Source organism: Sunxiuqinia sp. sy24, assembly GCF_052677165.1.
In genome coordinates this window covers 118,440-141,097 of sequence record NZ_JBQYLH010000004.1, presented here as the reverse complement: position 1 = coordinate 141,097, position 22,658 = coordinate 118,440, and the positions used below count along the sequence as shown (strand labels likewise).

At 41.3% G+C, this 22,658-nt stretch carries 13 protein-coding genes; all 13 read left to right on the top strand.

Features of this window, described 5'->3' with window-relative positions; genetic code table 11:
- Positions 1-22: 22 nt before the first annotated feature.
- The 13 genes from ACUNWA_RS05535 to ACUNWA_RS05475 all read left to right on the top strand — a co-directional run bounded on the left by ACUNWA_RS05535 (position 23) and on the right by ACUNWA_RS05475 (position 22,590).
- On the top strand, positions 23-2,041 hold the full coding sequence (locus ACUNWA_RS05535) for a RagB/SusD family nutrient uptake outer membrane protein (RefSeq protein WP_445590891.1): 2,019 nt from the start codon (positions 23-25) through the stop codon (positions 2,039-2,041).
- Between the two features lie 169 nt (positions 2,042-2,210).
- Positions 2,211-5,162, top strand: coding sequence for a glycoside hydrolase family 2 protein (locus ACUNWA_RS05530; protein ID WP_445590890.1), 2,952 nt, complete (start codon positions 2,211-2,213; stop codon positions 5,160-5,162).
- Positions 5,156-5,230, top strand: coding sequence for a RagB/SusD family nutrient uptake outer membrane protein (locus ACUNWA_RS05525; protein WP_445590963.1), 75 nt, complete (start codon positions 5,156-5,158; stop codon positions 5,228-5,230). The genes ACUNWA_RS05530 and ACUNWA_RS05525 overlap by 7 nt, the downstream gene beginning before the upstream one ends.
- Before the next feature lie 95 nt (positions 5,231-5,325).
- Entirely contained in the window at positions 5,326-8,001 is a 2,676-nt protein-coding gene (locus ACUNWA_RS05520; RefSeq protein ID WP_445590889.1) for a glycoside hydrolase family 2 TIM barrel-domain containing protein, read from the top strand.
- Positions 8,002-8,213: 212 nt separating this feature from the next.
- Positions 8,214-9,212: an L-rhamnose/proton symporter RhaT gene (locus ACUNWA_RS05515; protein WP_445590888.1), complete on the top strand. Its 999-nt coding sequence runs from the start codon at positions 8,214-8,216 to the stop codon at positions 9,210-9,212.
- Between the two features lie 42 nt (positions 9,213-9,254).
- On the top strand, positions 9,255-10,658 hold the full coding sequence (locus tag ACUNWA_RS05510; protein ID WP_445590887.1) for a sulfatase: 1,404 nt from the start codon (positions 9,255-9,257) through the stop codon (positions 10,656-10,658).
- Between the two features lie 222 nt (positions 10,659-10,880).
- A complete protein-coding gene (locus tag ACUNWA_RS05505; protein WP_445590886.1) occupies positions 10,881-11,468 on the top strand; it encodes an RNA polymerase sigma-70 factor in 588 nt (195 codons plus the stop codon).
- Between the two features lie 133 nt (positions 11,469-11,601).
- On the top strand, positions 11,602-12,579 hold the full coding sequence (locus ACUNWA_RS05500) for a FecR family protein (protein ID WP_445590885.1): 978 nt from the start codon (positions 11,602-11,604) through the stop codon (positions 12,577-12,579).
- A gap of 113 nt (positions 12,580-12,692) precedes the next feature.
- Positions 12,693-16,031, top strand: coding sequence for a SusC/RagA family TonB-linked outer membrane protein (locus ACUNWA_RS05495; RefSeq protein ID WP_445590884.1), 3,339 nt, complete (start codon positions 12,693-12,695; stop codon positions 16,029-16,031).
- A gap of 12 nt (positions 16,032-16,043) precedes the next feature.
- Complete coding sequence (locus tag ACUNWA_RS05490; protein ID WP_445590883.1) at positions 16,044-17,612, top strand: RagB/SusD family nutrient uptake outer membrane protein; 1,569 nt, start codon at positions 16,044-16,046, stop codon at positions 17,610-17,612.
- Positions 17,613-17,762: 150 nt separating this feature from the next.
- Positions 17,763-20,288: a glycoside hydrolase family 2 TIM barrel-domain containing protein gene (locus tag ACUNWA_RS05485; RefSeq protein WP_445590882.1), complete on the top strand. Its 2,526-nt coding sequence runs from the start codon at positions 17,763-17,765 to the stop codon at positions 20,286-20,288.
- A gap of 683 nt (positions 20,289-20,971) precedes the next feature.
- Positions 20,972-21,559: an RNA polymerase sigma-70 factor gene (locus ACUNWA_RS05480; RefSeq protein WP_445590881.1), complete on the top strand. Its 588-nt coding sequence runs from the start codon at positions 20,972-20,974 to the stop codon at positions 21,557-21,559.
- Between the two features lie 59 nt (positions 21,560-21,618).
- Positions 21,619-22,590: a FecR family protein gene (locus ACUNWA_RS05475; RefSeq protein WP_445590880.1), complete on the top strand. Its 972-nt coding sequence runs from the start codon at positions 21,619-21,621 to the stop codon at positions 22,588-22,590.
- Positions 22,591-22,658 lie beyond the last annotated feature (68 nt).

Below are 22,658 nucleotides of genomic sequence, written 5' to 3'. Positions count from 1 at the left end.
TAAATTGATAAAAAGGAATCATATGAAAACAATCATAAAATATATAACAGGACTAAGCATTGTGCTCTTTCTGTTTAGCGCTTGCGATGATCTTTTAGATAAAGAACCGATAAGCCAAGTTACTCCTGAATCATACCTAACTGATGTGAGTCATTTGTCAGCCTACGTAATTGATAAATACACGTATATCCCAAATTCATACCCAAATGGCTGGATCCCAGTAGATAATAATACCGACAACCAGGCTTCCCCTGGAGCAAGCAATGTTTTTGTGCCTGGCGAATATAAAGTACCGTCAGCTGGTGGAAGTTGGTCTTTCAATGAAATACGACAATGCAATTATTTCTTACAAAGAGTAATTCCGAAATACGAAGCCGGGGAAATCTCTGGAGATGAAGTAGCAATACGGCATCATATCGGAGAAATGTATTTTCTCAGGGCTTGTGTTTATTTTAGTAAACTACAGGCGTTAGGTGATTTCCCTATTATTACTAGCGAATTGCCAGATGACAAAGAGATACTAAGTGAAGCTACAAAGAGACAACCTCGAAATATGGTGGCACGCTTTATCCTTGCCAATATTGATACGGCATTGACATACCTCGCAGACGCATCTCCTGTCGTCGCCAATAAAACACAAATAAATAAGGATGTTGCTCATCATTTTCGGTCTAGGGTTGCTTTATATGAAGGAACTTGGCTCAAGTATCATAAAGGTACTGCTCGTGTTCCGGGAGGTACGGGTTGGCCTGGTGAATCTGAAGATATTCAGTTCCCCTCAGGAAATATTGATAGTGAGATTGATTTTTTCCTGGGTGAAGCTATGAAATCAGCTAAAATTGTTGCTGATAAATATGCTTTAACTCCGAATGACGGTGGTGTTCCGCAGCCAGACAATGCTCCAGTGCCCTATCCAATTGGTCAAAATCGATATTTTGAGATGTTTGGGGATGTGGATATGGCTGGTTATTCAGAAGTGGTTCTTTGGCGCGAATTCAAATTAGGAGTAGTAACCAATCAAATTTCACGTGGTTTTCAAGAAGACAATGGTCAGGTTGGCGTAACGCGTTCGGCAGTTGAAAGTTTTCTAATGGAAGATGGGAAACCGATTTATTCTAGTAGTCTTACTTATCAAGATGATGAGATTGGTTTAGTACGTGAAAATAGAGATAATCGTTTGTATTTATTTATTAAAGAGCCTGGGCAATATAACCTTTGGATTAACCGGGGTGATGGCACCCACGAATTGAACCCTATTGAAGATTATCCATGGATAACTGGAGCCTATAATGGCAGAGAGGGGCGAATGACTACAGGCTATGCCCTAAGGAAGTTTATGAATCCTGATGCAGCCCATGCCTTAAATGGAGGAAGTGGTATTGGTCATATTGTTTTCAGGGCTGCAGAGGCTTATCTAAACTATATCGAGGCTTCGTATGAGAAAAATGGAACATTGGATGTTGATGCATTGGAGTATTGGAAGGAGCTGCGCTCTCGGGCTCATTTGCCTGAAGATCCTTCCGTAACAATTGATGCTACAGATATCTCTCAAGAGGCTGCCAATGACTGGGCTGCATACTCAGGCGGTCAGATGCTTAACGACAAGATACTCTATAATATTCGAAGAGAAAGACGGAGTGAGCTTTTTTCGGAAGGATTCCGTTATGAGGATCTTAAGCGTTGGCGTTCTTTTGATCAGTTAGAAACGACTCCGTACATTGTTGAAGGATTTAAACTTTGGGGAACTATGCAGGAGTGGTATAAGGAAAATGGAGTATCGTATTTGAAATACGGATCGGCTAGCAATGACAATAATGTTTCTTCACCACCGGAAGAAGGAGGTAGTATGTATTTACAACCTCACAGAGCGAATACGAATAACCGTGTTTACAATGGATATAAATGGCATAAAGCTCATTATTTGGAGCCAATTGCTGTATCCCATTTTTTACAATCATCTGCTGATTCAAGTGTAGATGGTTCACCTATTTATCAAAATCCTAATTGGCTGAAAGAGGCTGATACCGGAGCCCAAGATTAAAAATATTGAGGGATAAATCGGGAGGAAGAGGTGGTTATTTCAAAAGCTATTGAAAATAACCACCTCTCTTGAGTTATTTGAAAATTATGGGAGAAAATTTATTTTTAGGAGTACAGTATTATTTAGATATTTAGAAATAATGAAAGTTCGATCAATAAAGCTAGAAATTATGAGGCAGGCATTGGTAATCTGCCTTTTTGTTTATTGCTCTTTAGGAGCCTATTCGCAGGAGACAAGTGTAAACAATTCTTTTGAAAAATATAGCAATCAATTGTGCGAACTGCCTACCCAAGTTACGGGAGTACAAATACCTGTTGTAAGTTTAAACGGTCACTGGCAATTTTCAGGGAAGCAATTGAATATAGCGAGTGGAGAGCAGTTAAGTTTAGAGGAATGGGAGAATATACAAGTTCCTGGGGAGCCTGCTATGCAGGGTTTTATGATCGAGCACGATGCCTGGTATGCATACAAGAAAGTGTTCACGATTCCATCTGAGTTTGCGGAAAAGAAGACTGTATTGCGATTTAACGGAGTATATAGTCACGCTAAAGTGTGGGTGAATGGAACCTATTTGCGTGAACACTGGGGAGGATTCACATCATGGGAATGCGACCTAACCCCTTTTGTCAAACAAGATGAGCCTGTAGAACTAATTGTGGCATTCTTGGATCCGGTGGATGATATCTCGTTTGGTTCAGGATATGCTAAACATTGCATTGGCGGAATTCTTCGAGATGTGGAATTAATTGCCTTGCCGGAAATATATGTAAGTAGGCTGGAGATAGAAACGGAACTGGACAATTACTATGAAGATGCCAAGCTTAAGCTAAATGTAGGAATCAACAAAAGCGCAAAGTGCAAGTTAGTGTTTGAATTACGCGATGAAGATAACATTTTGTTATTTGAGCAGGCAGAACAGTTAGAAAAGAGCACCAGTAGTATTCAGGTGGCTCAGCCAATTGAAAATCCCCATAAATGGACGGCTGAAAAACCGTACTTATACAGCTTAACCATAAAATTGAAACAAAAAGGAACGGTCACTGAAAGTATTGAGCGTAAAATAGGATTTAGGAAAGTTGAGGTAAAAGGTAATAAAATGCTGGTCAATGGAATGCCTGTTAAGCTCAGGGGGGCATGTCGTCACGATATCCATCCATTGCTGGGAAGAACCACAAATGAAGAATATGACTTGAAAGATGTCATGCTGGCTAAGGAAGCCAACATGAACTACATCCGCACTTCTCATTATCCTCCAAGCAGGAAGTTTTTGGAATATTGTGACAAATACGGCATCTATGTGGAAGACGAAACTGCAGTGTGTTTTGTGAAAACCTGGAAGGCAGAGCCGTATAGTAAAGAAGACGAAAGTAAGGATGATCCTGCTTACACGGACAGATACCTGGGGCAGCTGGCTGAAATGATTGAAAACGACCGTAACCATCCGTCGGTAGTTATCTGGTCCATAGGAAATGAGAACCGATATGGGGAAAACTTTGGTATTTCCTATGATTATGTTGTTGCACATGATACAACTCGTCCTATCATGTTTAGTTATCCGGGTACAACAAAGAAGAAAGTATATGATATTGCCAGTGTGCACTATGTGAATTACGATGGTGAACTAAGAGATAATATGGGGATATCTACCCACAAGTTTGGTGTAGATGGAATGCCGGCACTTCATGATGAGTGGGCACATGTGGCTTGTTACAACGTACAAACCTTGAAAGAAGATCCTGGAGTTCGCGACTTTTGGGGGCAGAGCATGGAAAAAATGTGGACTGGCTGTTTTGATTCCGACGGAGGCCTCGGTGGAGCCATTTGGGGCATGATTGATGAAATATTTATGTTACCCGATACGGTGGTCGGATATGGACAGTGGGGGTTTATTGATACCTGGAGAAGAAAGAAACCCGAGTTTTGGCATACGAAAAAAGCACACACTCCGGTGAAACTTGAAAGTACCAGGTTTGAAAAGAATATGGAGGGACGCGAATTGCAGATGGCTGTCCTCAATCGATTTGATCATACAAATCTAAGCGAACTAAAACTCGAATGTAATTCGGAGGTGATAGAAATGCCCGACATTGCTCCTCATCATCGCGGAAAATTGATTGTGCCGGCCTACCTTGCTCAGAACGGCACTATATTGAAATTTTGGCTTGGTGAGCGCTTGGTCGATATGTATCGCATCTCTTTTCAAGAACCGGTCGATAAAAAGTTCCAAAATTTACCCAATAGCGTTCTGAATGTGGTGGAAAATGATGCTGATGTAACAGTTTCGGGAGAAGGTTTCTCCTATTGCTTGGATAAACAAAGCGGACTGATAAAGAAAGGGATGATTGATGGAGTAGAAATTATCAAAGGAGGTCCTTTTTTTAACGTTGTTGTTCCCTCTTGGGCTAAAGGAGTCAATCAGGGCGAGGGAAGCAAATTAATTCCTCTGAAAGAAAACTGGAGTTTATTCAACTTCGCATATGAACACAATAAAAATAGTTTTACGGCTCACATTAAAGGGCAGATGGATGACATGAAGGTGACCTATTTTTTTGAGGTTCTAGCTAGCGGTGAGGTGGAAGTAAAATACACGATTGAAGATATGCCCGAAGCAGTACACGAAGCAGGGATAAATTTTTTGTTGAGTTCAGATATGAACCGTATAACTTGGAACCGCAATGCACAGTGGTCGGTATATCCTGAGAATCACATTGGGCGACCAGTTGGAACAGCTGTTCGCGATTCAAATTTTTCAACCGAGCAATATCGGGTTAAACCTCAAAAAGAGTGGGAGCAGGACGGAAAAGATTTCTACCTATTTCAGAAAAGTGGAGTAGATCCGGAAATGGGAATGGGGACTAACGACTTCAGAACTACCCGCCTGAACCTTACCGAATACCAGGTTTACAATACTAATGATAAGTGTGGATTATATGTTTTTGCAGACGGCGAATTAGCTGCGCGTTGTTCTGTTGCTGCCACAGGAGAGGTGGTTATGAAGATATTGCATCATGTTTCCTACAGTGATTTAGGGTGGGGAAATTATGTGTTGCCTTCAAAGGTAGGTGAGAGATTTAGTGGTCGTTTGAACTTTCGTTTGTCATCAATTGAAGAGGATTGGTAGAATTGCCAATTCCTCTATCGGAAATTGATTTAAATCCAAACATGACTAAGAATCCAGGGTATAATTAGAGTCTTTTAAAGTATATTTTAATATTTCCTCACCTGTAAAGTCATCTTTATGGGTTAGGATTTAACGCTAAAACGGAAATAAATACGAATCTGAAATGAAAAAACTATTACTATTTGCAGCCTTCTGCTTGCTTTTACAATTTGTGTATGCTAAAGAGAATCCTTCATTCTCAACAGCAGGATTTTTTCAGTTAGCTCAAAGTGGGCGCGAAGTTTACAATTTTAACGTGGCCTGGCGCTTTTATAAAGGTTCGATGGACGATGGAGGAGGTCTGAATTGCAAGGACGAAGAATGGCAAATGGTGTCGTTGCCTCATGGGCTTGAATACTTACCGGTTGATGCCGCTGGCTCCATTAACTACTTGGGAGAGGCTTGGTATCGTAAACACTTTACTCCTGATGAAAGCCTGAAGGGAAAAAAGATTTTTCTACATTTCGAAGCGATCATGGGAAAATCTGAAATTTGGATAAATGGTCAACTCTTACAAAAGCATTATGGAGGATATCTTCCAGTGGTAGTTGATGTTACGGATCAGCTAATCTGGGGGAGTCCCAACGTTGTTGCTGTTAAGGCAGACAATAGTGATGATCCGTCGTTCCCACCAGGGAAAGCTCATTCGGTGTTGGGATTCAGTCGTTATGGTGGAATTTATCGCGACTGTTGGTTGCTTGCGCATAACCAGGTGTATATTACCGATCCCAATTACGAGAATCAAGTAGCAGGAGGAGGTTTGTTTGTTTCGTTTGATGATATTTCGGATGAAAAGGCTACGATTAAGTTGAAAGTGCATATACGAAATCAAGCTGAAAAGAACTTCTCAGGCAAGGTGCAGTACGATTTGTTCCGGGCTGACGGAGCGAAAGTTTTATCGGAAAGTAGATTGATCAAAGTCAGGAAGTCGTCTTCTCGTCATTTTTTTAGTGAAACCAGCCTTAGCAATCCCAAATGTTGGACTCCCGACAATCCTTATTTATACCAGTTGAAAGTTCGTATTCTGAATAACCAAGGAGAAGTTGTTGACGGCTATAAAAAGCGTATTGGAGTTCGTACCGTTGAATTTAAAGGAGCCGATGGATTATGGCTAAATGGTAAACCATACCAAAAGAAACTGATTGGAGCTAACCGGCATCAGGAACATGCCGTATTGGGAAATGCATTGCCAAACAACATGCACTGGCGTGATGCAAAGAAACTGAGAGATGCGGGAATGACTATTATTCGTAACGGCCATTATCCGCAAGATCCTGCATTTATGGACGCTTGTGATGAGTTGGGCCTTTTTGTCGTCGTTCCAACGCCGGGCTGGCAGTTCTGGAATAAAGACCCTCAATTTGCTGAATTTATTTATTCCGATATCCGCAATATGGTACGGCGCGATCGAAATCATCCTTCAGTAATTATGTGGGAACCGGTGTTAAATGAAACGCATTACCCGCTTGAATTTGCCCAGCAAGCAAGAAACTGTGTTGATGAAGAATATCCAGGACCCAACAGCAACTATTCGGCTACCGATCCAAAAGCCAAAGGAAGTGATTTTTACCCAATCCAATTTTCGCATCCTGCATTGACCAATTCATTTTACAGTGTAGCAGAAATTGATTCATCAAAAACATACTATACCCGCGAATGGGGAGATAATGTGGATGACTGGAATTCGCAAAATTCGCCTAGCCGGATTCATCGTTCGTGGGGAGAGCAAGCCATGTTGGTACAGGCTCAGCATTATGCCAATCCTCCATACAAGCCATTTACTTGCCTCGAGTCGCTGTACGCTGCAGGAAAACATCATATTGGAGGGACCATGTGGCATGCTTTTGACCACAACCAGGGCTACCACCCAGTCCCATTTTATGGGGGAATTATGGATGCTTTCCGTCAGCCAAAATACAGCTACTACCTATTTATGTCGCAGCGGGATCCAGTAAAGTCTGATTTAATTGCCGAAACCGGTCCGATGGTTTTTATCGCTCACGAAATGAGCCCGTTTTCAGGGAAAAATGTCGTGGTTTATTCCAACTGCGAAGAAGTACGATTAACTGTTTATGGCAATGGTAAACAACACACATATAAAAAGGAAGCAGGAGAAATGGCTATGCCGTCTCCAATTATTACGTTTAAGGATGTGTACGATTTTATGGATACGAAAAATCTTTCGAGAAAAGGACAGCGGGATAAGGTATATATGTTAGCCGAGGGCCTGATAAACGGAAAAGTCATTGCTACGCACAAAGTGCAGCCAGCAGGAAAGCCAGAAAAAATAGTGTTGTGGTTAGATAACGAAGACATCAGTCTGGTGGCTAACGGCTCAGATGTGGTGACGGTTGTTGCCGGAATTGCTGATAAAAATGGAAACATAAAGCGGTTGAGCAATTTCAATGTGAAATTCTCAATAGACGGAGAGGGACGAATTTTGGGAGGCGCTGATATTATGGCTAATCCACGACCAATTAGTTGGGGAACAGCTCCTGTATTGGTTCAATCAACCAAAAAAGCTGGTAAAATAAAGTTAGTGGCTGAGGTGCAATGGGCAGGAGCTCAGCAACCCGTATCAGCCGAATTGGTGTTTGAAAGTATTCCTGCCGCGATGGAACGTGTTTATAACCAGCAGGAGGCCTTACGCTTAAATAGGACTTCAACCGGAACTTCTACATTTGATCAGGATGATAGAGCCTTGCAGGATTTGAAACGAGAAAACGAACGGCTAAAAAGAAAGCTACTGGAAAGTGGGTTGAAAGAGGTTGAGAAAATGCAGGAAGAGTTTGGAGAATAGAAAGCTTTCGAAGTCCACCTGAAGTAAGTAGCCTCAGGTGGATTTCAATTTGAAATTGTAGTCTAATAAGAGGAGTCCCTGTTCTGCAGGCTTTTTGCTCTTGCGTCTTTGGATAATATAGTTCATGAATGTGGAAATATAGTTCATTAAATCCGTGAGCTAATATTCTATCTTTAGAGCCTTAATAAAAAAACACAACCTAATTAAATCGCATGAATTTTTTGACTGGATTACTCATTGTTGTTCTTGCAGGCGTGTTGCAAGGATCTTTCTTTTTACCCATGACCTATACTCGAAAATGGGCTTGGGCACATAGCTGGTTTGCATTTTCGTTATTGGCCATGTTGTTGGTTAATTGGGCAATTGCCTTTCTAACGATCGACGGTATTATTTCAATTATTGCGGCTGTCCCGTTTCGATTATTGTTGCTGGTATCTGTTTTTGGTTTATTATGGGGAATCGGAGCCATCCTTTTTGGCAAAGCGATGGATATGCTGGGGATGGCCCTTGGCTATCCCATTATTATGGGCATCAATGCGATCACGGGGACTCTGGTTCCGGCTTTAGTTTTTTCAGCATCCATCTTTTTAGAGCTTAAAGGACTGTTGGTTCTATTGGGAGCTTTGGTTTCGGTCGTCGGAATCTATTACTGCGCGAGGGCTTCCTCTCAGAAAGAAAAAAGTTCAAAACTCTCGGGCTATACAACCACAGGCTTGATCTTGGCTGTTATTTCCGGTTTTACGTCGTGTTTGCCTAATTTGGGCGCTGCCTTTAGTCAGGATATTACGACCATTGCCGTTGAGCATGGCGTGGATAAAGCTATCGCCGGAAATGTAATCTGGTCGTTGTTTTTCACCATGGGAGCAATTGTGAATATGGGCTATTGCCTGTTTCTTCTGATTCGGGGTAAAGAACTGAAGGCCTTTGTAAATGAGTACAAGATGATGAATTGGGGCTTAATTTTCGCCATGTCATTGATGTGGATTGGAAGTTTTTATGCCTATGGTTATGGAGCTGTTATTTTGGGTGATTTAGGTCTGGTTGTAGGATGGCCACTACTGGTGTCACTATCCATTGTCATTGGCAATCTCTGGGGAATATTCAGAGGGGAATGGCACGGAGCTCCGCAAAAAGCACGTAAAACACTCAACCTTGGAATAGCCTTATTGATTGGTGCGGTCGTTATTATTGCATTGAACAACCTTGTTTAGCTTTCTATTTCGGTAGAACTTTAGACTAAATACTTATTGCTTATGTTTTCAGATAACGTGGTTTTGGCCTTAGCTTCTTTTTCAATTTTAGTTTCAGGATGTAAGGCAGGTGTTTCATCGAGTGACGAATTGCCTTCAAAACCCAATATCATTATTCTGTTCGCTGATGATGCTGGCTATGCCGATTTTGGATTTACGGGCAGTCAACAACTAAAAACACCCCATATTGATGCCTTGGCTGCAAATGGGGTTACTTTTACAAATGGTTATGTAAGCGGACCGGTATGCAGCCCGTCCAGAGCAGGCTTGATGACGGGCCGGTATCAGCAGCGATTTGGACATGAAACAAATATTGGCGAGAACTACACCAATACCGATCCCAATTTAATTGGTTTGCCTGTTGAAGAAAAAACAATTGCAGATGTGTTAAAGCAGCAGGGGTATCATACCGGCATGGTGGGGAAATGGCATTTGGGCGAAAAGGAGCACTTTCATCCGTGCAACCGAGGTTTTGATGAGTTTTTTGGCATGCTGGGTGGCGGGAGTTCCTATCGTGCTGGAACAGCCAGAAGAATACGTAACAACTTTGAGCCCGCCGACTATGTAAATCTTCCGTACCTGACAGATGCATTTGGTGATAAAGCCTGCGAGTTTATTCGGAAAAATCATGAGCAACCATTTTTTCTCTACCTGTCGTTTAATGCTCCACATACGCCATTGCACGCCCGCCCCGATTATTTAGCAGAAGCAAGAAGTCGTTTTAAGACTGATGAAAGAGCGATTAATGCAGCCATGACCCGTTCGCTTGATGAGAATATAGGAAAAGTAACGGCTATACTGAAAGAATTGGAACTTGAAGAAAACACCCTTGTGTTCTTTACTAACGACAACGGGGGAGCGATGCCTTATAATGCATCCTGTAATGATCCTTTTTCGGGAACGAAAGGGACCTTTCTGGAAGGAGGAGTGCATGTTCCTTTTGTTGCTCACTGGAAAGGGGTTCTTCCGAAAGGAGCAATTTATAATGAGCCGGTTATTACACTTGATATTTTGCCAACAGCGCTTGCTTTGGCTGGCGGAAAACTCGATGAAAATAAGCCGTATGATGGTGTAAACTTAATGCCCTATTTATTGGGAAAGAAAAAAGGAGAGCCTCACGAAAAGCTTTTTTGGCGGTTATTCTATCATGGGGCAGTTCGTAAAGGCGATTGGAAATTGATTTGGTTTGATGATCGTGAGCCTCGGCTACATAATTTGAAAGATGACATTTCGGAACAAAACGATGTGAGCAAGCAATTTCCGGAATTAACCCAACAGCTTTTAAACGAATTTCATGCATGGGAGAACGAACTAGCAGAACCCGTTTGGCGGACACATCCCAAGTGGAAGCAACATACATTAGACCGATATAGTCAGGTTTATGTTGATTCGTTGCGACGGAATTAGCGAATGGCTGGAGAGGAAATACACACTGGCATATTTCTTAGCACTGAAAAATTTATCTTAGTAAGCTAGGCGTCCATGTTCCTGTATATGTGCTGTTTGTGTTGCTTCGAGAGCGAATGATTAAGCAAATTAGAGTCTTTTATTACAGAAAATTTATAAATAAGACGAAGATATAATACGCGAATTGCATTGAGAACTCCATTTTCTTTTATTTTTGTGTCAATGCAAGTTATTGATGGTGTAGAGGAGAGGGTTTTGGTTAATCGGCTTATTCAGGGCGACCAGCTAGCTTTTGAGAAGCTTTTCCGGTTTTATTACCCCGGATTAGTTGTTTATGCTCGTCAATTTGTAGTCGACGCTGAAAAAGCGGAGGAAATTGTGCAGGATTTTTTTGTTCGCTTTTGGGAGAGACACCCCTCGTTAAAACCTTCTGATTCCTTAAAATCCTATTTGTTTTCTTCTGTAAAAAACAGCAGTCTCAATGTTTTGAAGCGTCTGAAAATTGAAGAACGATACCTGCGTGATATTCAGAAGTTATCAGACGATCATCTGTTATATGATCCTGATTTATATATCGCGTCTGAATTGCAGGGTAAAATACAGAAGGCTATTGATACACTGCCTGATAGATGTCGTGAAATTTTTATATTGAGCCGGATCAATGGATTGAAAAATGACGAAATAGCATCGCAATTAAACATCTCGAAGCGAACCGTTGAAACTCAAATTAGCAAAGCTTTAAAAACTCTTAAAGTAGAGCTGAAAGAATATATCGGCTTTCTGGCCCTTTTGGGATTCATCAATCTCTAATCTTTTTTTGCTTTCCCCAATTTTTTTTTGAAATCTGCGTACGTGTAGTTGCTGTGGCAATTGTATTGTTAGTGTAAGAAAGTAGAAAAGCATTGTATGCTTGTGAAAATAATTCCTAATCTATCGGAGCCAGATGCATAAAAAAAATGATAATAATACCAGAATAACGGCCTTCATACGAAAACGGCAGTCATTGACCGAAGAGCAGCAGCTTGAGGAAGCGGGGAAAATCATCGACCAAATTAAAGCGGTTGATGTAACAACTGCCTGGGGAAATGTCTCTGGAAAAATTAATAAACCTAAAACTTATCGTTTAATTTTTCGTCAACTTCAGCGGGTTGCTGCAGTCTTGTTTCTCCCCGTCCTGTTGCTTTCCTTGTGGAGTTTATTTGTGAAGATTCCTCAGGTACGAAGCACGCTAATTGCTCATCAGGAAGTGACAAGTCCTATTGGTTGTCGCACAAAAGTGGAATTGCCTGATGGCACACACGTATGGTTAAATGCCGAGAGCACCATTAAGTTTCCGGTTCCCTTTATTGGTCAAAACCGGGAAGTGGAATTATTGGGAGAAGCTTATTTTGAAGTGACAAAAAACAAGGATAATCCGTTCCTTATTACTTCGAACGAGGCTCAGGTAACGGTTTTGGGAACCAGCTTTAATTTCCGGTCGTACCCGGAAGATCAGCTTGCAGAAGTCGTGCTTAAAGAAGGAACGGTTCGTTTCGAAAGTGGCTACAATAATATTTCCAGCGAATACCTAATGAAGCCGAATAACAGGCTGGTAGTGAATAAAAGGTCTGGTGAGTTAGCCATTACCGATGTCCGTGTCGATAAATACATTGCATGGCATCAAAACAAGTTGGTTTTTGATGAAAGTTCCATCGATGAACTTGCCGAGAAACTGGAACGTTGGTATGGTGTTGAAGTTATTCTTCAGGGTAAGAATTTTCAGGCATACCGTTTCTCGACCACCTTCGAAAACGAATCACTCCAACATGTAATCGATCTGTTGGAGCTATCCTCCCCAATCAATATTGAATATAAACAGGCAGAATATAAGCCAGGAGATAAAACGGTCACTAAATCTAAAATAATTATAACCAAAAGATAAAGGCGTTGCCTATGACAAAACCCAAAACAAAGAAAGGAAGTGCTGCGAACACTTCCCTTCGGAATTTACCCGCAAGGGGCAAATAATTTATTAACAATTAACACGATAAATTTATGAAAAAAATGACAAAACCATTGGGTGTATTTTTAAATGCACACCGGAAAATTCTTACTATTATGCGAAATGCAGCTTTTTTAATTCTCTTTACCAGCTTGCAGGTTGTTGCAAGCATGAGTTATTCGCAGTCAACCAGATTGTCGCTGAATAAAAGTAATGTGACCATAAAAGACGTTCTGGCGGAGATCGAAGATCAGAGCGGAATGTATTTTTTGTATAATAGTGAGTTGATTGATGTTCAGAAAAAAGTGGATGCTTCTTTTACCAATGAAAAGCTGGATGTTATTCTGAATAAGCTATTTGAAGATAAAAACGTTCAGGTAATTGTAAACGACCGGCATATTGTTCTAACTCCGGGAAGTACAAGCTCGAACCTGCAGCAGCAGAAAACAATCTCCGGAAAAGTAACCGATGCTTCCGGGCAACCCTTACCCGGCGTTACGGTATTGGTAAAAGGAACGACCATTGGTATTGTTACTGACTTTGACGGGCTTTATACGCTTACTGAAGTTCCTGCCGGAGCTACCCTGGTTTTCTCGTTTGTTGGAATGAAGCCACAGGAAGTAGCTGTGGCCGGAAAAACACAAATCGATGTGTCTCTGTCTGAAGATGCAATTGGTATTGAGGAAGTTGTGGCTATCGGTTACGGTACTCAGAAAAAAGTGAACCTGACGGGATCGGTTTCTGCTGTTAATGCAGATGCCTTGGAAAACCGGCCTGTTACCAATGTTTCTTCAGCTTTACAAGGACTTATGCCAGGTGCTACCGTTACTCAAACGAGTGGTCAGCCAGGTAAAGATGCTGGTGGTATCCGGATCCGTGGTATCGGAACACTGAATAATTCGAACCCGATGTATGTTGTGGATGGAATGGTTGTTGGAAATATCAATGACATCGATCCCAGCGATATTGCCTCCATCTCTATTTTGAAAGATGCGGCATCAGCAGCCATCTATGGATCACGTGCTTCGAATGGGGTGATTTTGGTAACAACCAAAAAAGGGAATAGCAAAGAAACAACCTTGAAATACGAAGGTTACATTGGCTGGCAACAACCAACGCAACTTCTTGAACATCTTCCTTCCTGGGAATATGCCGAGCTGTATAACAAAGCTTTGGTTAATGAAAATAAATCGCCTGCTTACACAGAGGATGAAATTGAAAAATTCAAGAATGGGAGTGATCCCGACAATTATCCAAACACCGATTGGGCTGGCTTATTCTATAAGAAAAGTGGTTTTCAGCAAAGTCACCGGGCTCAAATCAGTGGAGGTAGCGATAACACCACTTACTTGATTTCATTAGGTTATTTGGATCAAGGAGGAATTATCGATAATGCAGGCTTTAAGCGTTATAACGGGCGGACCAACATAACCACGACAATCAATAAGTTTGAGGTTAACTTAAACATGTCGTTTACCCAAGGAAATACAACTGAACCAACAAACCCCTACACGGGCGATATGTACCAGATATTTCGACAAATTAATCGGATTGCGCCTTTCGTTCCTTACAAATACTCAACCGGAGACTATGGTTATATTGCCGATGGTAATCCCTTGGCCTGGATGGATCTGGGTGCCATACGGGAAGAGAAATACCGGAAGACACGCGGTATCGGAAATATTAGCTATGAGCCCATCAAAGGATTAAAGATTAAAGAAATCCTGGGATATGAGTATACGGGTACTTCAGACGAAAAATTCATTAAAGACATTCAGTTTTATAATTGGAAAACGGGTGAGCCGACGCTTTACCAAGGACCAAACAGTCAAAAAGATATTCGGGCAGATTACCAGACTGTTAGTTTGCAAACGTTGGTGACTTATGAAAAAACGTTTGGAAAACATACAATTCAGGCACTGGGTGGTTTTTCGCAAGAAAGCTCACGTACCGACTGGAATAGTTCTTACCGGAAGTCATTCTTAAACAATGAGTTATGGGAAGTTAATGCCGGTTCTGCCGATGGTCAGGTAGCCGAAGGTTCGGCTTACGAGTATTCATTAAGATCATACTTCGGACGTATCTCTTACAACTTCAATGATAAATATTTAGTAGAGGCGAATGTACGTCAAGACGGAAGTTCTCGCATCTCGAAAGACAATCGTTGGGGTACCTTCCCTTCATTCTCGGGAGCATGGCGTGCCATTAACGAGCCATTTATGGAAAACGTGAAGGATGTGGTGTCGGACTTAAAAATTAGAGCTGGTTGGGGTATTCTCGGAAATCAATCCATTGGTAACTATCCTTACCAATCGGTGTTGTCAGCTGCCGATTACCGATTAGGAGGAGCTGTTGTTTCTGGTGTTACCTTGAAAGATGGTGTGAATACGGATATTAAATGGGAAGAATCAACCACCACTAATATTGGCGTCGATTTAGGCCTTTTCTCCAACAAACTTACGTTTACTACCGACGTTTACAACCGGACTACTTCTGATGTATTACTAAGATTGCCAGTACCATCACCTACTGGATTAACTGACCCTTATCAAAATGCGGGGGAGGTGACGAACAAAGGGGTCGAGTTTCAGTTAGGTTACAAACTGAAAAAAGGAGACTGGAACTTCCATGTTCTGGCTAATGCGGCTTATAATAAGAATGAAATTACTGACCTTCGTAACGATGGTGCCCGGATTTGGAACGGCTATAGTTTCTTGCAGGAAGGCTACCCGATTAACTCATTTGGTGGTTATATTGCTGAGGGCTTATTCAGAACGCAGGAAGATTTGGACAACAGTGCTGTCATTAACCGAGGCCAGGCTGCATTGGGCGATATTAAATATAAAGACGTAAACGACGATGGTAAGATTAATGCCGAAGACCGTGAATTTATAGGTAGCTGGATGCCAGCATGGACCTTTGGAAGCACTTTGTCTGCTTCATGGAAAGGCTTGGATCTTCAGCTTCTATTCCAGGGGGCAGCCCAAGTGAAGAGTTACGTCCAAAACGAGTTTGTAGGTGAATTGAACGGCTTTACTTCTAAACCTACCGATATTTTCAGAGACTCTTACGACAAGGATACCAATCCAAACGGGAATTTCCCCCGACCTCTTTCTTCATGGAATGTCAATTCATCCAGCAGTTATCCTTCTTCTTTCTGGATTGTTGATGGTTCCTATTTACGCTTGAAGAACCTGCAGTTTGGCTATACTTTGCCTAAAATGATGACCAATTCTGCTGGATTGTCGAAAGTGAGAATTTACTACAGTGGCCAAAACTTGCTGACTTTTACCGGCCTTCGAAACGGCGTAGATCCAGAAGCTCCTGCCGGTGCCAGAGCTTACTACCCACAGGTGAAAACCAATACGATTGGCTTAAGTGTAACATTTTAAAAATTCAGGATTATGAGAAGATATAGTTTATTATTAATTGCTCTGCTGTTCCTTTTTTCATGCGAGCAGGACTTTATGGACAAAAATCCATTAGACCAGATTGCCAACGAATCGTTCTGGAATAATGAAAAAGATGCCATTGCTGCGGCCAATGGGTGCTACTCCGACTGGTGGGACATGTACTATGTGATTTATATGGATTGCGCATCAGACAACTGCTATAACCCTTTCCCTTGGGAAGGATTTCAGGTTCAGGCAAGCGGAAATGCTACTCCTAGCGATGCCGGACAGAGCTTTATGGGGTTTAGCACAATTACCCGTTGCAACAGTTTTCTGGAGAATATTTCCCGTCCTGAAATGGACGAAACACTTCGGAAGAGATTGACAGCAGAAGTGCGTTTTTTACGCGCCTGGGATTATTTTGTTAAAGTAACAATTTATGGTGATGTGCCTTTGGTAACTCAAGTGCTTAATCCATCAGAGGCAGATGTGCCTCGCAATCCCAAAGCTGATGTTGTCAAATTTGTATTGGATGAACTGACTGCGGCGGCGGCTGATCTTCCTGCTTCTTATTCCGGACCTGATGTTGGTCGTATTACGAAAGGGGCCGCCTTGTCGGTTAAAGCGAGAATGGAAATTTTTGAAGGAAAATATGCCGAATGTGCTGCTACTTGTCAGCAGATCATGGATCTGGGCTACTCATTAGTGCCTGAGTACAAGGATATCTTTAAACTTTCGAATCAGGATAATAGCGAAGTGATTCTTGATGTTCAATACAATGAAGGCATTGGAACAACTTGGGTCTTGGGTGTTCTGCCTCCAAACTCTTCAGGTGGTTGGAGTTCGGTTAACCCAACACAATCATTGGTCGATAGTTATGAGTGTATTGATGGTAAAACAATTGCAGAGTCTTCTGTATTCAATCCAGACGAACCGTATCAAAATCGCGACCCACGTCTAGAAGCCAGCATCGTTTATCCCGGAGGTTTGTACGAAGGAGCCTATTTTAATCCGATTGATGTGAATGATCCTAATGGGGATTACTATGCACCTTATGGTCGCTCAAAAACCGGATACAATCCACGTAAGTATGTTGACGATTTAAGTGTCTTCCCTGATATTTGGGATTCAGGAATGAATGCAATCGTGATTCGCTATGCCGAGATTTTGCTGATGTACGCAGAATCAAAAATTGAAACCAACAGTATTGACGATTCCGTTTATGATGCGATCGATGAAATTCGTAATCGTGCCGGAATGCCTTCAGTTGATCGGGCAGTATATAATGATCAAGCAAAATTGCGTGAACTGGTTCGTCGCGAGCGTCGTGTTGAATTAGCTTTGGAAGGTTTACGTTGGTTTGATATTTGCCGTTGGGAAATTGGCGAAGAAGTAATGGATGCAACAGTATATGGTGCCCGCTTGGGAACCGTAGATGCAACCAATGGTACTTTAACGCTAACGAACGATCGCATTGAGGTAGAAACAAGAGTTTTCCAAGCCAACAAGCATTATGTGTGGCCTATTCCTCAAAGTGTTATTGATGCTACACCAGCAATAGAGCAAAATCCGAATTACTAATTTTCATAGATTATATATAGAATAGGGGGAGGCATTGCTTCCCTCTTTTCGTATTTGAGAGGATAAAATTTTTATTCCTTTGTTAAAGAGATAAATCGTTCATATTTATCTAAGGTTCTCCATTCTTAATCCAATCTATTAATCGATAAAATGATGAAAACCAGAATGTTTAGAGCATGTCTGCCATTGATGATTTGTATGTTTTTTCAAAGTTGCGGCATCGAATCCCAAACAAAACCCACAGATAAGATCAATTTTAATTTCGATTGGCAATTTATTCGACTTGCTGATAGCCTAAAAAGCATTCGTGAGCCTCATTCGAAAACGGTTCAGACAGGTTCCGACTGGCAAACGCAATTCAATGTTGAGCATATGGAGACTGCCGGAATGCTGAATAAAAATACGGTATCCGATGAGATGCTAAAGCAGGAACTTCAAACCATTAGCAGCCAAAGCTGGGATGCCGTATGTTTACCTCATACTGCATACATGGAGCCTTATACGGTTGTTAAGCCTTGGCAAGGCATCTGCTATTATCGAAAGAACTTTGAAATTGATAGTGCCGGCAAAGACAAAAAAATATTTCTAGAGTTTGAAGGTGCCATGCAGTTGGCCGATGTATGGGTGAACGGCAAGCATATGATACAACATGCAGGAGGCTTCACGCCTTTTTCTATCGACCTTAGTAAGGTGGTATTGTTCGATCAGCCTAATGAGATTTTGGTCAGGCTCGACAACCGCGACAACCCTCTTATTCCTCCTGGCAAACCACTTGGAAGCCTCGATTTTTGTTATCACAGTGGCATCTACCGCGATGTAAACCTAATCATCAAAAATAAAACCTACATAACCGATGCTGTTGCCGCAAATCAAAAAGCAGGAGGGGGCGTGTTTATTAGCTATCCTGAAGTTTCTTCTGACCAGGCGACGATAGAAGTCAAGGTTCATGTGAAAAACGAGGCTGGCAAAATAGCGCATTGTCAGCTTGTTCATCAATTAATTGATTCAAAAGGAATTGTTCAGCTAACTCAAAAATCGGAAGCCGTTTTCCTGAGCGAAGGTACAGATCAGCATATCACATCTTTGCTGGCTATTAACAATCCTGAATTGTGGTCGCCTGATGCTCCTAATCTTTATGCATTGAAGACAGAACTTTTTGTTGATGGAAAAATGGAAGACAGCAACAAAACCAGCATTGGTATCCGACGTATTGAGATTACTCGCGAAAAAGGATTGGTCTTGAATGGCAAGCCGGTCAGGATGGTTGGAACCAACCGTCATATGGAATATCCGTATGTGGGCAATGCGATTTCTGATAACGCCCAATACCGCGACTTGTATAAAATTAAACAGGCAGGATTTAATACCGTCCGTCTGGGGCATTATCCGCAGGATATATCAGTACTTGATGCTTGTGATGAATTGGGCTTACTTGTGATTGAGCCAATTCCGGGATGGCAGTTTTTTAATAACGATTCTGTTTTTACTCAGCAAACCTATCGGGATGTGCGAGATATCATTCGCCGCGACCGAAATCATCCTTCCATTATTGTTTGGGAAACCATTTTGAACGAAGCATGGCCGCCAGCTTGGTGGAAAGATATTGCTCATAAAACGGCCCATGAAGAGTATCCCGGAGACCAGTGTTTTACTGCTGGTGACATGTATGGCTATTATGGCTGGGATGTGCTGTACAACGACTGGAATGAGAATATGACCCGCCCAAATGATAGCGACAAACCCGGGTTCATCCGGGAATATGGCGATTACGAGTTTGGAGGCCATTTCAGTACAACCCGGGTGAGCCGGAAAGACGGAGAAGATAAACTTCTTCAGAATGCCTGGAATTTTCAGTGGTCGCACAACAAATATCGCCAGCAATATCCATGGACCATTGGCGATGCAAACTGGGATATGTTTGATTACAACCGTGGTTGCTGCGACAATATCTGCCACAGTGGTATTTCGGAATTAAACCGGCTGCCCAAATTCGCATACTATTTTTACCGAAGTCAAATAGATATTGGTTCGCCCATGTTTGATGGCTCAATGCCCCCAATGATTTATATCGCCAATTGGTGGACAAAACGCGATACCGAAAAAGTTATCGTTTATGGAAATGTAGATGAAGTGGAATTGTTCGTGAATGGCAAGCGTATTGCCCGCCAAAAACCTGATGCAGGTTCCGATTCAGCCTATGAAATCGAAAACTCGGATCGAAACAACGGCGGAAATCCGTTCGACAGCGGAAACGGCACTTCGCTAAAACATGCACCTTTCACGTTTAATAAGGTAAGCTGGAGCAAAGGCGAACTGAAAGCCGTTGGATATGTGAATGGGCAAAAAGTAACCGAAGAAAAAGTAAGTACTCCGGATGAACCAGCAAGCATAAGGCTGGTTCTGGATGAAGCGGGCAGAAAACTTGGCACAAATGACATTGTTTTTGTTTATGCTGAGCTGCTTGATGAGAATGGAGCATTGTGTGTTGATTCATCCGCCGAGATTGCGCTTCAAATAAGCGGCGATGCTGTGGTTGTTTCCCCAGTGAAAATTGAAACGGAAGCCGGAATTGCCGCATTCCTTATTAGAACCGGACTAAGCCAGGGGGAGATTTCAATTGATGCCAGCTCGACAAGTAACGAAAATTTATCTGGAAGGCTTAGAATAAAGAACTGATAATGGAGAAATAAAGCTCGCTGCCAAAAAGAGTTGGCAGCGAGCAAAATACCAAAGCAGTTCATTTCATAAGTATAACTGAAATGAGTATTTATACTTTGCCTCAGGACTTTCATTTTTGGAAAGCTGATAGTTGCAGTGTAGTCACAGCCGAACCGCAGGTTTCGGATATATCGTATTTAGAAAGACGACTTATTTTTTCTGTGTTGTGCAACATAAAGCCCATGAAGAAAACTATTATTGCTCATGGGCTTTTGTTCTGAGCTCAGATTCTTTCTTGGAAAAAGGTACACGAGATATTTTGAAAGTGCGTGGGTGTTAACGATTTAATTTTTTATTGTAATATTCAATCCGGACAGGTACATGTCTCGGGGTAAAAAGGATTGTCGTGAAGCATAAGGAGTTGTCCTACTGCTAGATAAGAGTGTGTGTTGCGAAAGATAGGAGCGTTGTGCTGTGAAAAGACTTTATTTTGTGCACTCTGGTATCTGTTATTTCAAATTAGGATATTATTATGTATTTTGTTAACGAAGTGTCTTGAGCGAATAAACTTAATTTACATTCACATGAGAGTTGTTGAGTGATTGAATTCAATTTTTTGCACTATTGAATGATTTCATCTTTCATAAACAGAAAAAATCTATCTACTTTTAAATTCAATTTTATCAGTTAGATTTTTTTTTGTGAATTTAAACAAGGAAGAAATAGTACAACAGATTAAGTCGGGTAACAAGCTCGTATTTGAGGCATTGTATCGATTTTATTATCCGAAGATAGCCTATTTCTCCAATCAGTATTTGTTAGATTCCATTGAGTCAAATAGCATTGCACAGGACGTTTTTACTGATCTTTGGGAGCGCCGCCAGAAACTTACAAATCATACCAATATTCAGGCATGGCTTTTTACTGTTGCAAAAAACAAATCATTAAAACGAATCGAAAAACTCCGATCCCAGCAAAATTATACTGGTTACCTGAAGGGACGGCAATTGGAAATCAATTACCAATCGCTCTCAGGGTTTGATACGAGCGAGTTTGTTTTTGAAGAATTGCAGTATAAAATTGAGGAAGCACTACAAAAATTATCGCCATCAGTTCGTCTTGTTTTTGAAAAAAGCCGATTTGAGGATAAAAAAAACAGGGAGATTGCTGAAGAACTTGGTATCAGCATAAAGACGGTAGAAGCACACATTTCAAAATCACTCAAACATCTTCGCGTTGAGCTCAAAGAGTATCTTCCCCTTTTATACATTTTGTTTTTCTTAAAATAATTACAAATGCGTTAGGGTATATACGTCCTATCGGGTTATATTATAAAGTACACTGAACTATGGACGAGAAAGAACTCATGCGCTACATCCAAGGGCAATCGCTGACTGATCAAGAGATTGCATCAATTTTAGATTGGATAGAAGTATCGGATGAAAATCGTACTACATATAATGAGTTGAAGCATTTATGGGTACTTAGTGGTTTAGCTAAGGTTACTCCTCTAAAAAGCAGTAAATTCTTTAATCACTCCTCTTCCAGGAAGATTCTGAAACTTCCATCAATTCACCAGTACCTCAAATATGCGGCTATATTCATTATTGCTTTTTTGGCTGGATGTCTGGCATGGCAATACTCTTTCTTCGGTTCTTCGCATCAACTTGCGAATGTATATAATGAAGTCTATGTTCCTAAAGGAGAAAAATCGCTGATTACCCTATATGATGGAACCGAGGTGTGGTTAAACGCAGGCACACGATTTAAATATCCTGTTATTTTTGATTCAGAACAGCGAAATGTTTATCTGGATGGAGAAGCTTATTTCAGTGTGACCCACTCAGATGAAAAACCATTCCTTGTTAATACAGGAGAGTTGAAAGTAAAGGTGTTGGGCACGAAGTTTAATGTGTATGCATATGCCGACGAATCAATTGTAAGTACTACACTTGAAGAAGGGCTTGTGGAAGTATCTACCGACGGAAGGTGTAAAGGAAAGCGCATAACTCCCGGTCAACAAATTTCCTATTCAAAGTCTTCTGGAGAATATGAGATTAAAGCCGTAGAAACAGGCTTGTTTACCTGCTGGAAAGAGAATAAGTTACGGTTTGACAACGCTGAATTAGCTGAAATTCTGAAAAAGATGGAGCGGTGGTATGACGTGAAAATGAATATTGATGCGGATATAGACACAAGCGATCGCTATACAATCACCATTAAAACGGAAAGTTTGAAGGAAATGCTGGAAGTATTATCAATAACAACGAATATAAACTATAAAATAGAAACTGATGTAGTACGTATTTCTAAAAAGTAAAAAAGGAAAGTGCAGCAACACTTTCCTCTAATCTCATGCAGTAGCATGAGTTGTCATGAATCCCTCAG